Origin of the sequence: Saccharopolyspora sp. 7B (assembly GCF_020177435.1) — a bacterium.
GTDB classification, from domain to species: domain Bacteria; phylum Actinomycetota; class Actinomycetes; order Mycobacteriales; family Pseudonocardiaceae; genus Saccharopolyspora_C; species Saccharopolyspora_C gregorii.
Genome location: NZ_JAIUKC010000034.1, coordinates 19,626 through 34,216, shown reverse-complemented (window position 1 = coordinate 34,216; position 14,591 = coordinate 19,626). Strand labels below are relative to the sequence as shown.

The 14,591-nt window shown below is 72.8% G+C and carries 11 protein-coding genes; 3 read left to right on the top strand and 8 right to left on the bottom strand.

What is annotated here, in order from left to right; all coding sequences use genetic code 11:
• Positions 1–729: 729 nt before the first annotated feature.
• Positions 730–1,146, bottom strand: a complete 417-nt coding sequence (locus tag LCD33_RS07115; RefSeq protein ID WP_224963313.1) for an NUDIX hydrolase — start codon at positions 1,144–1,146, stop codon at positions 730–732.
• 1,000 nt (positions 1,147–2,146) lie between these two features.
• Here LCD33_RS07115 and LCD33_RS07110 point away from each other — a divergent pair.
• A complete protein-coding gene (locus LCD33_RS07110) occupies positions 2,147–3,331 on the top strand; it encodes a YibE/F family protein (protein WP_308011235.1) in 1,185 nt (394 codons plus the stop codon).
• A 63-nt stretch (positions 3,332–3,394) separates the two neighbouring features.
• Here LCD33_RS07110 and LCD33_RS07105 read toward each other — a convergent pair whose 3' ends face one another.
• The 3 genes from LCD33_RS07105 to LCD33_RS07095 are packed head-to-tail and all read right to left on the bottom strand — an operon-like array spanning position 3,395 to position 6,019.
• Entirely contained in the window at positions 3,395–4,045 is a 651-nt protein-coding gene (locus tag LCD33_RS07105) for a hypothetical protein (RefSeq protein WP_224957005.1), read from the bottom strand.
• Entirely contained in the window at positions 4,042–5,307 is a 1,266-nt protein-coding gene (gene hisS / locus LCD33_RS07100) for a histidine--tRNA ligase (protein ID WP_224957006.1), read from the bottom strand. The genes LCD33_RS07105 and hisS overlap by 4 nt, the downstream gene beginning before the upstream one ends.
• Before the next feature lie 34 nt (positions 5,308–5,341).
• Complete coding sequence (locus LCD33_RS07095) at positions 5,342–6,019, bottom strand: MBL fold metallo-hydrolase (RefSeq protein ID WP_224957007.1); 678 nt, start codon at positions 6,017–6,019, stop codon at positions 5,342–5,344.
• A gap of 169 nt (positions 6,020–6,188) precedes the next feature.
• Between LCD33_RS07095 and LCD33_RS07090 the strand changes: the two genes are divergently transcribed.
• Positions 6,189–6,932: a peptidylprolyl isomerase gene (locus LCD33_RS07090; RefSeq protein WP_224957008.1), complete on the top strand. Its 744-nt coding sequence runs from the start codon at positions 6,189–6,191 to the stop codon at positions 6,930–6,932.
• Positions 6,933–7,050: 118 nt separating this feature from the next.
• Positions 7,051–8,235 carry a cytochrome P450 gene (locus tag LCD33_RS07085; RefSeq protein ID WP_224957009.1) on the top strand — a complete coding sequence of 395 codons (1,185 nt, stop codon included), beginning with the start codon at positions 7,051–7,053 and terminating at the stop codon, positions 8,233–8,235.
• 3 nt (positions 8,236–8,238) lie between these two features.
• On the opposite strand, the gene LCD33_RS07080 is transcribed toward LCD33_RS07085, so the two are convergent.
• The 4 genes from LCD33_RS07080 to secD form a co-directional block, all read right to left on the bottom strand.
• A complete protein-coding gene (locus LCD33_RS07080) occupies positions 8,239–10,551 on the bottom strand; it encodes a bifunctional (p)ppGpp synthetase/guanosine-3',5'-bis(diphosphate) 3'-pyrophosphohydrolase (protein WP_224957011.1) in 2,313 nt (770 codons plus the stop codon).
• Between the two features lie 187 nt (positions 10,552–10,738).
• Positions 10,739–11,281, bottom strand: a complete 543-nt coding sequence (locus LCD33_RS07075) for an adenine phosphoribosyltransferase (RefSeq protein ID WP_224957012.1) — start codon at positions 11,279–11,281, stop codon at positions 10,739–10,741.
• Entirely contained in the window at positions 11,281–12,501 is a 1,221-nt protein-coding gene (gene secF, locus LCD33_RS07070; protein WP_255614726.1) for a protein translocase subunit SecF, read from the bottom strand. Before secF ends, LCD33_RS07075 begins: the two co-directional genes overlap by 1 nt.
• Positions 12,498–14,084 (bottom strand): protein translocase subunit SecD, encoded by a 1,587-nt coding sequence (gene secD, locus LCD33_RS07065; RefSeq protein ID WP_224957014.1) that lies wholly within the window; start codon positions 14,082–14,084, stop codon positions 12,498–12,500. The genes secF and secD overlap by 4 nt, the downstream gene beginning before the upstream one ends.
• Between the last annotated feature and the right edge of the window lie 507 nt (positions 14,085–14,591).

The following is a 14,591-nucleotide window of genomic DNA, read 5'->3' as shown; positions in this document are numbered from 1 at the left end:
CACCCGCGCTCCCCGACCGCCCCCGGTTCCACCGGCGGGCCGTCGAAGCACGTCCGGGGCGTGGTCCCGGTGCGGCACCGGCGGTCGCCGGTTCCCGCGGCGCGTCCGGACGAGCGGCCGCGGCGGCCCGACTGCGCCGGACGGGTCGGCCCGGCGGCACCCCGGCGCCCGGAACCGGCCACCGGCGTTCGCGCCGAGCTGCACGCCTACTCCGATCACTCGTTCGGTCGTTCAGCGTCCGACACCCAGAGTAGTCGCCTTCCTGTTGAAATGAATTGGCGACCAGGGATTTCCGCGCGGTGCACGAATAGTTCACGCGCGAGAAATCCGTCCGGCGGACCAACTTTAGTAGGTATTTCGACAACGATTTTCAATCCCGATCCGCGTCCTCGGAAAGCCGCCGAGAAGGCGTGGCGAACGCGAGTCCCACGACAGCGGATTCACCGCCGGCGCCCATTCCCGCCGAAGCTGGACCAGACCTCTGCCCGCCAGGGCGCGCCGGTTCGCAGCAGCACGAGCTGATCGCCGCACCGCCGCACCCGTGCCACTTCGCACCACCCGCCACCAGGCGGAACCCGTCGTCCGACCGATCGGCGCGCGGCCGAGCGCACCGTCGGCGGCGTCGACTCGGTCCCGCGGCCTCCCGGTCCCGGCCGGCAGCTCGGGGGTGCCGTCCCGGGCGCTCCAGCCGCGTGGACGGAGGATTTCCACCCGAGCCGGGCCTGCGTCTCAGGTGCGTGGCGGGCACCAGCCGGTCGCCACGAGAGCGGCAACGGGGGCGAACAGCGGAGTGGGAAGTCCGTCCCAGGCGTGCCAGCTCCACTGCTCGATCTTGTCCGGCTCGCGGACCTCGGGTCGACCCGACGCCTCGACGAGGTAGTGCAAGGTCACGAAGTGCACGCCGTCTGCGGGGAAGACGTCGTTGGTCCAGGTGATCGGTGTCGTCCGACCGGCGCGCAGGCCGGTTTCCTCTTCGAGCTCGCGGGCTGCCGCGTGCTCCGGCGCCTCCCCCGCGTCGACCTTGCCACCGGGGAACGACCACGTTCCGGCTCCATGCGCGCCGCGCCGTCGCCCGAGGAGCACGCACCCCCTGTCCACCACGATCGCGCTCGTGCCTACGAGGGGTCCTCCGGGTACCAGCGACATGGCCCCGATCATCTCATTGCTCCGGCCCGCGACTCAGCACGTCGATGGAGCGACGTCGCCCACCGTTGCCGACCTCGTGCGACCGACATCGCCCCGTCCAGGCCGGTGGTCGGCGTCAGCATCGCCAGCCTGCGAGCAGCCCGGTAGGGGTTGATCGTCCAGCGGAACGGCACGCCGGGGTTCGAGCCGAGCACATCCGCCGTCCAGGAGTTCGGCTCACCCGGTCGAACCGCGTCCACGGCTCGTGCGCTGCGGTGATCGCGTCGCGGCGGAGAGCCGGTGCGGCTCCGGGAGCACCCCATACGATTGGCGGGTGACCGACGTGCCTCCAGCAGGGCCTCCCGGCGGCGGAGAGCATCGCCGACCTCGACCCGGCCGACCTCGGCCCCCGCGCCACCCCGGAGCGGACGAAGGCGGCCCGCCGCCCGGCCCCCGATCGCGGCCCGCGCCCCGATCCGGCGAACCCGGTGGACCGCAGCCCGCGCCACCGGGCCGCCCGGCCGATCCCGACGCGACCGGACCGCGCGCCCGGCGGCGGCGACCCGACGAACCGGGTCGCGGCGGCCGACCCGGGGGCGACGAACCCGGCGGCGACTCCGCGAGCGGCCAGCCCGGCGGCGCCGAACCCGGCGCCCGCGAACCCGGACGCGGCGGGCAGCGCAGGCCGGACGGCGATCCCGGACGGGCCGGAACTCCCGGACGCGGCTCTCCCGGGCGGAACGCCGAACGCGGCGGTGCTGACCCCGGCCGACCGCGCGCGCGGCGCCGCCCACCGGGCGACCGGGCCGAGACCGAGCGGACCGGAGCCCACGCCGCTCCCGCGGCGGGCGGCGGGACGACGCCCCCGGCCGCGGGCGACCCCGGCCCGAGCACCGGCGCCACCGCCATCGGACACGGACACGGACACGGACACGGACACGGACACGGACACGGACACGGACACGGACACGACGGTCCTCCCGCCTCCCGCACCGTCAAGCGCCTGCTCGCCATCGCCCTGGTGCCGTTCGCACTCGCCGCGATCATCGGCACCGCGCTGCTCTACCCGTTCGGCCACCAGCAGCGCACCGGCGCCGACCTGGGCCTCGGCCAGTACCCGGTGAACGGCGAGGTCGTGGCCTCCGCCGCGGGCGGCTGCGGCGACACCGGCGGCTGCGTCACCCTCCAGGTGCGGATGTCGGACGGGCCGACCCCGGGCCGGACCATCGCCCAGGTGATGCCCGTCGAACCCGGCACTCCGCGGTTCGCCGTCGGCGACCGGGTGGTGCTGTCCTACGCGGGCGCCAACCCGGAGGAGGAATCGTCCTTCCAGGTGGTCGACTTCCAGCGCGGCAGTCCGCTGCTGGTGCTCGGCCTGGTGTTCGCGGTCGCGGTGCTGCTGCTCGGGCGCTGGCAGGGCCTGGCCGCGCTGGGCGCGCTGGTGCTGAGCTTCGTGGTGCTGATCGGGTTCGTGCTGCCCGCGATCCTGGCCGGGGAGAACCCGCTGCTGGTGTCCGTGGTCGGCTCCGGCCTGATCATGTTCGTGGTGCTGTACCTGACGCACGGGTTCTCCGCGCGCACCTCGACGGCGGTACTCGGCACGCTGCTGAGCCTGGCGCTGATCGGCGGGCTCAGCGCGCTGTTCTCGGCGACGACGCAGCTGACCGGGCTGGACGACGACACCTCCAGCCTCATCGCCGCGCTGGGCACGCCGATCGACGCGCGCGGCCTGCTGCTGGCGGGCATCGTGATCGGCGCGCTGGGCGTGCTCGACGACGTGACGGTCACCCAGACCAGCGCGGTGTGGGAGCTGCAGCGGGCCGATCCGTCGATGGGCTGGCGGAAGCTCTACCAGGCGGGACTGCGGATCGGGCGGGACCACGTGGCCTCGGCGGTGAACACCCTGGTGCTGGCCTACGCGGGTGCGTCGCTGCCGCTGCTGCTGGCGTACTCGCTGTCGGGCCGCAGCTTCGGGGAGATCATCAGCACCCAGGCGGTCGCCCAGGAGGTGGTGCGCACCCTGGTGGGCAGCATCGGCCTGGTCGCCGCGGTGCCGATCACCACGCTGATCGCGGCGCTCGTCGCGGCCAGGGAGACCGGTGGTGCCGACCGCGCGAGCGCGGCCGAGCGGGCCGGTGCCGCGGCGGCGGAGAGCGCCACGTCCCGTGTCCACCACCGCTCCCGCCCGCAGCCGCCGACGGCCTGAGCACCGGCGAGTGGCCCGGGTGCGCGAACCCCGTTCGAGGGCCGTGCACCCGGGCGGAGCCGCTCAGTCCAGGGTCGTGACGAAACCGGCGACGGCCTGCGGGTTCAGCTTCTGCGCCATCCGCCCCTGCGGAGCCAGCGAGGCGAGCCGGTACAGCGGGCGGGCCGCCGCTCCGTCGCCCCTGGCCTCGGACTTCAGCTGCGCCACGACCAGCTCGGAGAGCACCAGCGCGTGCGTGTCCCCGATGGACGCCAGCGCGTCGGCGATGCGCCGCAGCGCGAGCACGCCGAGCTCGCGCCCGCCGGTGCCCGCGTACATGGCCAGCGCCACCGACACGGCCTTGCCCTTCGGCGGTCCGCCGACCAGCAGGCTCACCGTCCGCATCCCGCGCACGTCGGTGATCACCAGGTCGAGCCGGTCCGCCGTCCGCAGGTCCACCGTCCGGGTGCCGAGCGCGCGCACCGAGACCTCGCCGCCGCGCAGCCACGTGGTCTTGCGGGATTCACCGAGCGCGAGCAGCAGCAGCGGCACCGCCACCACCGCCGCGCCCACCGCGAACCCGGCCGGGCCCGCGACGAGGCCGACGACGCCGCCGAACGCGGCGGCCACGACCAGCGCGGCGATCACCACGTTACGGGCGCGCTTGCGCACGGTGGCCCGGTCGAGCAGGTCCAGTTCGACGGTCTCGGCCGGGACGTCCGCGGGCTCGGTCATAGCTCCGCCACGGCCGCGGCGACCTGGGGCACCAGCTCGTCCAGCGGCACGGACCGCTGCTCACCGCTGCCGAGGTCCTTGAGCTGCGCGCTGCCCGCTTCGACGTCGCGCTCGCCGAGCACCAGCGCGAACCGGGCACCGGAGCGGTCGGCGGCCTTCATCGCGCCCTTGAGCCCCTTGCCGCCGTAGGCGATATCGGTGCGCACCCCGGCGTCGCGCAGACCAGCGGCGACGGTGACGAGGCGCCGCTTCGCGGACTCGCCCAGCGGCACGCAGTACACGTCGCACCGGGTGCGGTCCCCGACCTCGATGCCCTCGGCCTCGCAGGCCAGCAGCGTGCGGTCCACGCCGAGGCCGAAGCCGATGCCGGACAGTTCCGCGCCGCCGAGCTCCGCCATCAGCCCGTCGTAGCGGCCACCGCCGCCGATGCCGGACTGGGCGCCGAGCCCGTCGTGCACGAACTCGAAGGTCGTCTTGGTGTAGTAGTCCAGGCCGCGCACCAGCCGCGGGTTCTCCACGAAGCCCACGCCCAGGTCGGCCAGGTGCTGCTTGACCTGCTCGTAGTGCTCCTTCGACTCCGCCGAGAGGTGGTCCACCATCAGCGGGGCGTCGGCGACCAGCTCGCGCACCTCGGGCCGCTTGTCGTCGAGCACCCGCAGCGGGTTCAGCTCGGCGCGCTGCCGGGTCGCCTCGTCCAGCGGCAACCTGCCGAGGAACTCCTGCAGCTTCGCGCGGTAGTCCGGCCGGCAGGTGGCGTCGCCGAGCGAGCTGAGCTCGATGCGGTAGCCGGTGAGGCCGAGCCGCTTGTAGCCCTCGTCGGCGATGGCGATCACCTCGGCGTCCAGCGCCGGGTCGTCCACGCCGATGGCCTCCACCCCGACCTGCTGCAGCTGCCGGTAGCGCCCGGCCTGCGGCCGCTCGTAGCGGAAGAACGCGCCGCCGTACTGCAGCTTCACCGGGAGCTGCCCGCGGTCGAGGCTGTGCTCGATGACCGAGCGGATCACGCCCGCGGTGCCTTCGGGGCGCAGCGTGACCGAGCGGCCGCCGCGGTCGGCGAAGGTGTACATCTCCTTGCTGACCACGTCGGTCGATTCGCCGACGCCGCGCGCGAACAGGGTGGTGTCCTCGAACAGGGGCAGTTCGATGTGGCCGTACCCGGCGCGACGGGCCGCGTCGGCGAGCGCGTCGCGCACGGCCAGGAACCCGGCGGACTCCGGCGGGTAGTACTCGGGAATGCCCTTGGGGGCGGTGAAGGTGCTCATCAGGGGTGCTTCGCTGTCCTCAAGCTGGGGTGGGTCACCGGTCGGCGGAAACCAGGTCCTGCAGGAACGGGTTGCTCGCGCGCTCGCGACCGATGGTGGTGGTGGGTCCGTGGCCGGGCAGGACGACCGTGTCGTCGACGAGCGGCAGGATGCGGGTGCGCAGCGTGTGCAGCATCGTCGAGTGGTCGCCGCCGGGCAGGTCGGTGCGTCCGATGGCACCGGCGAACAGGGTGTCCCCGGCCAGCAGCAGCCGGCCGCCCTCGTCCGCGCCGACGCCGAACAGCACCGACCCGCCGGTATGGCCGGGGCTGTGCGTGACGCCGATGTCGAGCCCGGCGAGCTCCAGCACGTCGCCGTCGCCGAGGTCCCGGACGTCGCCGGGCGCGACCAGCGGCGGCAGCGCCGCGAACAGCTCCGCGCCCTGCGGGCCCATCGAGGCGGCGGGGTCGGTGAGCATGTACCGGTCGGCCGGGTGGATCCACGCGGGCACGTCGTGCGCGCGGCACACCTCGCCCGCGGAGAAGACGTGGTCGAAGTGCCCGTGGGTGAGCAGCACCGCCACCGGGTTCAGCCGGTGTTCGCGCAGCTGCTCGTCGAGCGCCTCGGTCGCCTCCTGGCCGGGGTCGACGATGACGCAGTCCGCGCCGTCGCCCGCGGCGAGCAGGTAGCAGTTCGCCTGCAGAGGTCCGGCGGGGAACCCGAGCACCAGCACGCGTGCGCCTTTCGTCGTCCAACACGAGATCATCGACCGCCGCGGACGGGCGGGCCGTGGCCTGTTCAGCCTAGAACATCGTCCCGCACGGTCTGCCGGTTCCGTGGAACCGGGCGGCCCATAAACTCCAGGTGTCCTGATCGTGTCGGAGCCCCCGGGGAGGGAGCAGGTGCCGAGCAACGAACAACGTCGCCAGAACGCCAAGCGCAAGCTCGAACGGCAGTTGGAGCGGCGTGCGGAGCAGGCGAAGCGACGTCGGATGATGACCCTCGGCGCCACGGTGCTGGTGGTCATCCTGGCCGTGGCGGGCGTCGTGTACTTCATCAACAGCAGCGGTGAGTCGGAGGCCGCGCCGACGTGCACCTACCAGCCGACGCCCGGCCAGCCCGCGGCGAAGCCGGTCGACCCGCCGGAGTCCCCGGGTGCCGACGCGCCGAAGACCCAGCAGGTGACGCTGAGCACCGGCCAGGGCGACATCCCGGTGACGCTGGACCACGCGAAGGCCCCGTGCGCGGCGAACAACTTCGCGCACCTGGCGGAGTCGAAGTACTTCGACGACACCGACTGCCACCGGCTGACCACCACTGAGGGCCTGAAGGTGCTGCAGTGCGGCGACCCGACCGGTACCGGTTCCGGTGGCCCCGGCTACTCGTTCGCCGACGAGGTCGACTCCCAGCCGACGTACCCGCGGGGCACGCTGGCGATGGCGAACTCGGGGCCGGACACCAACGGCAGCCAGTTCTTCATCGTCTACGGCGACTCGCAGCTGCCGCCGAACTACACGGTGTTCGGTACCGTCGGCGAGCCCGGCCTGCAGGTCGTGGACAAGGTGGCCGCGGCCGGTGACGACACCGGTCAGGGCGACGGCAAGCCGAAGCTGCCGGTGCACATCGACAGCGCGAAGGTCGCCTGACCCGCTCGCGACGTCTGCGGAGGGCCGCGGGACCGGACGGTTCCGCGGCCCTTCGCCGTTCCGGGCCTACTCGGACGCGTCCGGGACGCCTAGGCTCGGTCCGATCGGAGGTGCGCAGGTGATCGACGTGGCGGCGCTGGACCCGGCCGATCCCGGTTTCGTCGCGGACCCGTACCCGGTCTTCCGCGCGCTGCGCGAACGGGGACCGCTGCACCGGCACGAGGCGTGGGGCGCGCACGTCGCCGTCTCGCACGAGCTGTGCTCGGCGGTGCTGCGCCACCGCGACCTGCGGCGGGTGTGGGTGGACCGGGTTCCGCTGGCCGAGTTCGAGGCGTTCAACGCGCTGCACCGGCTGAGCATGCTGGAGAACGAGCGGTTGCACGGCAGGCTGCGCGCCGCCGTCGCCCCGCTGTTCCACCGCCGCGCCGTGGCCGCGATGCGCGCCACCACCACCGAGCTCGTCCGCCCGCGCCTGGACCGGCTGCGCGCGGAGATCGACGAGCACGGCCGCGCCGAGCTGATGTCCGCGCTGGCCGGGCCGGTGCCGGTGGACGTGATCGCCGCGCTGCTCGGCTTCCCGCCTGCCGAAGGCCCGCTGCTGCGGAACTGGTCGAACCGCATCGTGCGGATGTACGAGCCGGAGCTGGACGACGCGGGCCGCCGGGACGCCGAGCTGGCCGCCGGCGAGTTCCGCGGGCACGTCACCGAGCACGTCGAGCACCGCCGCGCGCACCCCGGTGTCGACCCGCTCAGCGCGCTCGTCGGCACCGGCGCGCTGGACCGCGACGAGTTGGTGGCGACGTGCGCGCTGCTGCTGATGGCCGGGCACGAGGCCAGCGTGAACGGCATCGGGAACGCCGTCGTCGCGCTGCACGACCGGCCCGCGCAGTGGCGCCTGTTCCGCGGGCTCGGGCCGGACGCGGTCGCCACCGCCGTGGACGAGCTGCTGCGCCACGACACCCCGAACCAGTTGTTCGAGCGCACCGCCGTGCGCCCGGTGGAGCTGGCCGGGACCCGCGTCGAGGCGGGCGACAAGGTCGTGGTGCTGCTGGGCGCGGCGAACCGGGACCCGACCGCGTTCGCGGCACCGGACGAGCTGGACCTGACCCGCACGCCGAACCCGCACCTGGCGCTGGGCATCGGGATGCACTACTGCCTGGGCGCACCGCTGGCCCGGCTGGAGATCGGGGTGGTGCTGGCCGAGTTCGCCGCCCGCTTCCCCGATTTCGCCCTGCTGGAGCGCCCCCGCCGCTCGGCCGCCTTCGCCCTCCGCGGCTACGACCGGATCGACATCACGGCCTGACCTTCACGCCGCCGAGGTGACCCGGTAAACGTCGTAGACGCCTTCGATGTTGCGCACCGCCTTGAGCACGTGGCCGAGGTGCTTCGGGTCGCCCATCTCGAACGAGAACCGGCTCACGGCGACCCGGTCCTTCGAGGTGGTGACGGAGGCGGACAGGATGTTCACCCGCTCGTCGGCGAGCACCTTCGTCACGTCGGACAGCAGCCGGTGCCGGTCCAGCGCCTCCACCTGGATGGCCACCAGGAACACCGAGGACGAGGACGGCGCCCAGTACACCTCGACCAGCCGCTCCGGCGACTTGCGCAGGTCGTCGGCGTTGGTGCAGTCGGTGCGGTGCACGCTGACCCCGCCGCCGCGGGTGACGAAGCCCAGGATCTCGTCGCCCGGCACGGGGGTGCAGCAGCGGGCGAGCTTGGACCACACGTCCCCGGCGTCCTTGACCACGACCCCGGAGTCGCCGGTGCTGCGGCGGCGCTGCTGCACGGTGGACGGGGTGGAGCGCTCGGCGATCTCGTCCTCGGCCTGCTCCACGCCGCCGATCAGCGCGACGAGCCGCTGCACCAGGTGGTGCGCGGAGACCTGCCGCTCCCCCACCGCCGCGTACAGCGCGGTGACGTCCACGTAGTGCAGTTCGCGGGCGACGGCGGCGATGGAGTCGGCGGTGACGAGGCGCTGCACCGGGAGCCCGAGCCGCCGGATCTCCTTGGTGATCGCCTCCTTGCCGTGCTCGATGGCCTCTTCGCGGCGTTCCTTCGCGAACCACTGCTTGATCTTCGCCTTGGCCCGGGGCGAGGCGACGAACGACAGCCAGTCCCGGCTGGGCCCGGACCCCTCCGCCTTGGAGGTGAAGATCTCGACGACCTCGCCGTTCTCCAGCTTGCGTTCCAGCGCGACCAGCCGGCCGTTGACGCGGGAGCCGATGCAGCGGTGCCCGACCTCGGTGTGCACCGCGTAGGCGAAGTCCACCGGCGTCGACCCGGACGGCAGCGTGATCACATCGCCCTTGGGGGTGAACACGAAGATCTCGCGGGTGGCGAGGTCGTAGCGCAGCGATTCCAGGAACTCGCCCGGGTCCGCGGCCTCCCGCTGCCAGTCCAGCAGCTGGCGCATCCAGGCCATGTCGTCGACCTCGACGCCGGCCTGCCCGCCGCTGCCGTTGCGGCCCTTCGTCTCCTTGTAGCGCCAGTGCGCGGCGATGCCGTACTCGGCGGTGCGGTGCATCTCGCTGGTGCGGATCTGCACTTCCAGCGGCTTGCCCTCGGGACCGATGACGGTGGTGTGCAGCGACTGGTAGACGCCGAAGCGGGGCTGGGCGATGTAGTCCTTGAACCGGCCGGGCATCGGCTGCCACAGCGCGTGCACCACGCCCATCGCGGCGTAGCAGTCGCGCACCTCGTCGACGAGGATCCGCACGCCCACCAGGTCGTGGATGTCGTCGAAGTCGCGGCCGCGGACGATCATCTTCTGGTGGATCGAGTAGTAGTGCTTCGGGCGCCCTTCGACCTTCGCGGCCAGCCGCGCGGTCTCCAGCTGCCCGGACAGCTCGTCGGTGACGGTGCGCAGGTAGGTGTCCCGGGACGGGGCGCGGTTGGCGACGAGCCGCACGATCTCGTCGTACTTCTTCGGCTGCAGGATGGCGAAGGCCAGGTCCTCCAGCTCCCACTTGATGGTGGCCATGCCCAGCCGGTGCGCGAGCGGCGCGAGCACTTCGAGGGTTTCGCGGGCCTTGCGGGCCTGCTTCTCCGGCGGCAGGAAGCGCATGGTGCGCATGTTGTGCAGCCGGTCGGCCAGCTTGATCACGAGGACGCGGGGGTCGCGGGCCATCGCGATGATCATCTTGCGGATGGTCTCGGCCTCGGCGGCAGCGCCGAGCTTCACCTTGTCCAGCTTCGTGACGCCGTCGACCAGGTGCGACACCTCGTCGCCGAAGTCCGCGCTGAGGTGCTCCACCGAGTAGTCGGTGTCCTCGACCGTGTCGTGCAGCAGCGCCGCCACCAGCGTCGTGGTGTCCATGCCCAGCTCACCCAGGATGGTGGCGACGGCCAGCGGATGGGTGATGTACGGGTCACCCGATTTGCGGCGTTGGTGGCTGTGCTTGTCCTCGGCCACGTCGTAGGCCCGCTGCAGCAGCGCCAGATCCGCGTGCGGGTGCAGCTCGCGGTGCACCGCGGCCAGCGGTTCGAGCACTTGCTTGACCTCCGCGGCGCGCTGCGCCGTGATCCGTCTGGCCAAGCGGGCGCGCACCCGCCTGGTCGCCGAGGCGGGACGCACCTGCTCGGTTGCTGCTGGGGCAGGAGACTCGACGTCTTGGCTCACCGCGCGCTCCCGGGCATGGAGGGGACGTTGCACCCGGATCTTGAAGTGGTCACGACCCGGGCATCGAGAATAACGCCGTTCGGGCTATCACCCTTCCCCGGCCGTCCCCCGAAACGTTGAACGGTCACTCTCAGCTTCGAGTCGACGGGAAAACTTCACCAGGACCGATCAGCCGGGCCGAAGATCCTCACACCGCCAGCAGCGCCTGCACGTCCGAATCCATCCGGTCCCGGCCGCCGAGCGCCGTGAGCTCCAACACCACGGACGAGGCCACCACCTTCGCGCCGGCGCGGCCGAGCAGCTCGCAGGCCGCGCGCAGCGTGCCGCCGGTGGCCAGCACGTCGTCCACCACGAGAACCCGCTGACCAGCACTGATGGTGGCCGCCGGGAGCTCCAGGCTCGCCGAGCCGTATTCCAGCTGGTAGTCCACGCGGTCGGCGACCTCCGGCAGCTTGCCCGGCTTCCGCAAGCCCACGACCCCGGTGCCGCGCGCGTGCGCGACGGCGGCGCCGAGCAGGAAGCCGCGGGCCTCGACCCCGGCCACCACGTCGAACTCCAGGCCGTCACCGAGCGCGGTCACGACCGCCGCGAACGCCTCCCCGTCGGCCAGCAGCGGGCTGATGTCGCGGAACAGGATTCCGGGCTCCGGGAAGTCCGGGACCTCGCGGATCAGCCGCGCCGCCTGCTCCAGCGCGGGGTGCAGCACCCGCACGCCGTCCGATCCCGCCATCAGCGCCGCTTCTTCCCGGTCGGGCGGCTGGACTTGCCCGCGGGCCGCCGCCGGTTCTGCGGGGCGTCGGAGCGCGCGGCGCGCTTGCCCGCGGCGCTGGACGCGCCGGCCAGGGTCCGCTCCGAGCCCTCCTCGGCCTGCTCGTCCGAAGGCTCGCCGGTCTCCTTCGCGGAACCGCGCTCCCGGCGCTGGGCGACCTTCGCCGCCTGCTGCCGGTACCGGCGGTCCCGCATCTTGAAGTCCACCAGCAGCGGCGTCGCCAGGAAGATCGACGACACCACACCGGCGATCATGCCGACCAGCTGCACCAGCGCCAGGTCCCGCAGCACGCCCACGCCCAGCAGCCAGGCGCCGACCACGAGCAGGCCGATCACCGGCAGCAGCGCGATCACCGAGGTGTTGATGGAGCGCATCAGCGTCTGGTTCACCGCGAGGTTCGCGGCCTCCGGATAGCTGCGGCGGGTCAGGCCGAGCAGCCCGCGGGTGTTCTCCTTCACCTTGTCGAACACCACGACCGTGTCGTACAGCGAGAACCCGAGGATCGTGAGCAGGCCGATCACCGTGCTCGGCGTGACCTCGAAGCCGGTGAGCGCGTAGATGCCCGCGGTGACCACCACGTCGTGCAGCAGCGCGATCAGCGCCGCCACCGCCATCCAGCGCTCGAAGTAGAACGCGAGGAACACCGTCACCAGCACCAGGAACACGCCCAGCGCCAGCAGCGCCTGCTGGGTGATCTCCCCGCCCCAGGTGCCGCTGACCGCGCTGTCGCTGACCGCGGCCGGGCTCGGCTCGCCGTCGGCGCCCAGCGGCTGGAGCCGCTGGAACATCGTCTCCTTGACCTCGGAGACCTGCGCGGTGTTCAGCGACTCGGTGCGGACCTGGATGGTCTGGCTGTTCGCGGTGCCCACCAGCTGCACCGTCTCGGCCGGGTGACCGAGTGCTTCGGTGAACGCCTCCTGCACCTGGTCCTCGCTGATCGGGCCCTGCGCGCCGACGGCCGGGACCTGCAGCTTGGTGCCGCCCTCGAAGTCGATGCCCAGGTTGAAGCCCTTGAGGCCCATCGCGCCGATGCACACCAGCACCAGCAGCCCGAGGGACACGTACCAGCGCATGCGCTTGCCGACGATGTCGAAGGCGCCGTTGCCGATGTAGAGGCGTTCGAAGACGCTCGCGCGCCGGTTTCCGCCGTCGCCGGCGGTGCTGTGGATGACCACCGTCAGGCCTCCTTCGCGCTGGAAGCACCCCGGGAGCGCGCGGAGCGCTGCTGGGCGGCGTAGCGCTGCGTCGCGCCGAGGCCGGACACCGAGGGCTTGGACAGGAACTTGTTCTTCGACGCCAGCGCCACCAGCGGGTGCGTCACCAGGAACACCACGACGAGGTCGAGCACCGTCGACATGCCGAGGGTGAACGCGAAGCCCTTCACCTGGCCGACCGCGAGCACGTAGAGCACGGCCGCGGCCAGGAAGCTCACCGCGTCGGCGGACAGGATGGTGCGCCGCGCCCGGGTCCACGCCCTGGGCACCGCGGAGCGGAACGTCCGGCCCTCGCGGATCTCGTCCTTGAGCCGTTCGAAGAACACGATGAACGAGTCGGCGGTGATACCGATCGCGACGATGAACCCGGCGATGCCCGCCAGGTCGAGGGTGAAGCCGATCCACCGCCCGAGCAGCACGAGCACGCCGTAGACGATGCCGCCGGAGAGCACCAGCGACAGCACCGTGAGCACGCCGAGCAACCGGTAGTAGGCCAGGCAGTACACCGCGACCAGGAGCAGGCCGATGCCACCGGCGATCAGACCGGCCTCCAGCGCGGCGACGCCCATCGTCGCCGACACCGTCTCGGCCTCGGACTGGTCGAACGCCAGCGGCAGCGAGCCGTACTTGAGCACGTCGGCCAGGTCCGTCGCGGACTGCTGGTTGAAGCTGCCGCTGATGGAGGCGTTGCCGCCGAGCAGCGCCACGTTGATCGTCGGCGCGGAGACGACCTCGCCGTCGAGCACGAACGCGGCCTGCTGGCCGACGTTGGCGGAGGTGAAGTCCGCCCAGCGCTTGCCCCCGTCGGCGGTGAAGTCCAGGCTCACCGTCCAGTTCGGCTCCTGCTGGTTCGGCGGTTGGGCCGCCGCGTTGGCGATGTCGGTGCCTTCCATGAACACCGGCTCCAGCACGTACTTCTGCGCCTTCTGCTGGTCGCAGGCGACCAGCGGGAGCTTCGGGTCGGCGTTGCCGCGCAGCGGGTCCTCGGCGTTGCAGTCCAGGGCCGCGAGGGCCTGCATCTGCACGTTCGGGTCGGTGCTCTGCCGGGTCTTCTTCGCCTCGTCGATCGCCGCCTGCTGGGCTTCCGGGTCGGCGGGCTGCTGGGCGTGGGCGGCCTGCGGCGCGGTCCCGGAGGGCTGGCCCGGCTGCGGCGGCGGGGCCTGCGCGGGCGCCACCATGTTCGGCACGACCTTGCGGAAGCTCAGCTCCGCGGTCTGGCCGAGCTGCTTGGCCTGGTCGCCGCCCTCGCCGGGCACGGTGATCACCAGGTTGGAGCCGTCCAGGTTCACCTCGGAACCGCTGATGCCCATGCCGTTGACGCGGGTCTCGATGATCTGGCGCGCCTGGGTCAGCGACTCCTGCGTCGGCGGCCGGCCGTCCGGGGTGCGCGCGGTGAGCGTCACCCGGGTGCCGCCCTGGAGATCGATGCCCAGCTTCGGGTCGGGCTTCTGATCGCCGGTGAGGAATACCAATCCGTACAACGCCACGACGATCAGCGCGAAGATCGCGAGGTAACGCCCTGGGCGGATCTGCCCGGCCGGAGGTGCCACGGTGCGTCGGTCTCCTGTCCACTGTCTACGGAATGCGGGCGGGACATCGGCACGCGCAGGGCGGAGCGCCCGCGATCTGATGCCCCGGATGATCGGCCGCTCCAGGTGTCCCCGGAACGGCCGTTGATCACAGTACGCGCCCGAACAGCACGAGCACGCCGCACGATCTGGGAAGGCCCGCGACCAGTCTGCCAGGCGGGTGGTGCGGACGGACGCGAGGGGCGGCCGCGCGGGGCCGCGAACTGGGGATATCGCCCGAGTCGGGCGCGGACCGGCGGAGTTCGGCGCGGTTCGTAAACCCGCCACGCCGGTGCTCGGCGGAGGTCCACTTCGGCTGCTCGGCGGAACGCGGGCGTGCCGGGGAGGTGCGCGCGGCTGTGCCGGGGCGCGCGGCGGGCCGGGGGGGGGGCGCCGGGGGGGGGGGGGGGGGGGGCCCCCCCCCCCCCGGGCCGCGGCGCGGGGGGGGGGGGGGGCCGCGCGGGGGGGGCGGGGGGGGGGGGGGGCGGG

Coding starts and splice junctions, on each gene's coding strand:
- LCD33_RS07115 (WP_224963313.1), bottom strand. CDS start 1,146: ATGTCGCTGGTACCCGGAGGACCCCTCGTAGGCACGAGCGCGATCGTG.
- LCD33_RS07105 (WP_224957005.1), bottom strand. CDS start 4,045: ATGACCGAGCCCGCGGACGTCCCGGCCGAGACCGTCGAACTGGACCTG.
- hisS (WP_224957006.1), bottom strand. CDS start 5,307: ATGAGCACCTTCACCGCCCCCAAGGGCATTCCCGAGTACTACCCGCCG.
- LCD33_RS07075 (WP_224957012.1), bottom strand. CDS start 11,281: ATGGCGGGATCGGACGGCGTGCGGGTGCTGCACCCCGCGCTGGAGCAG.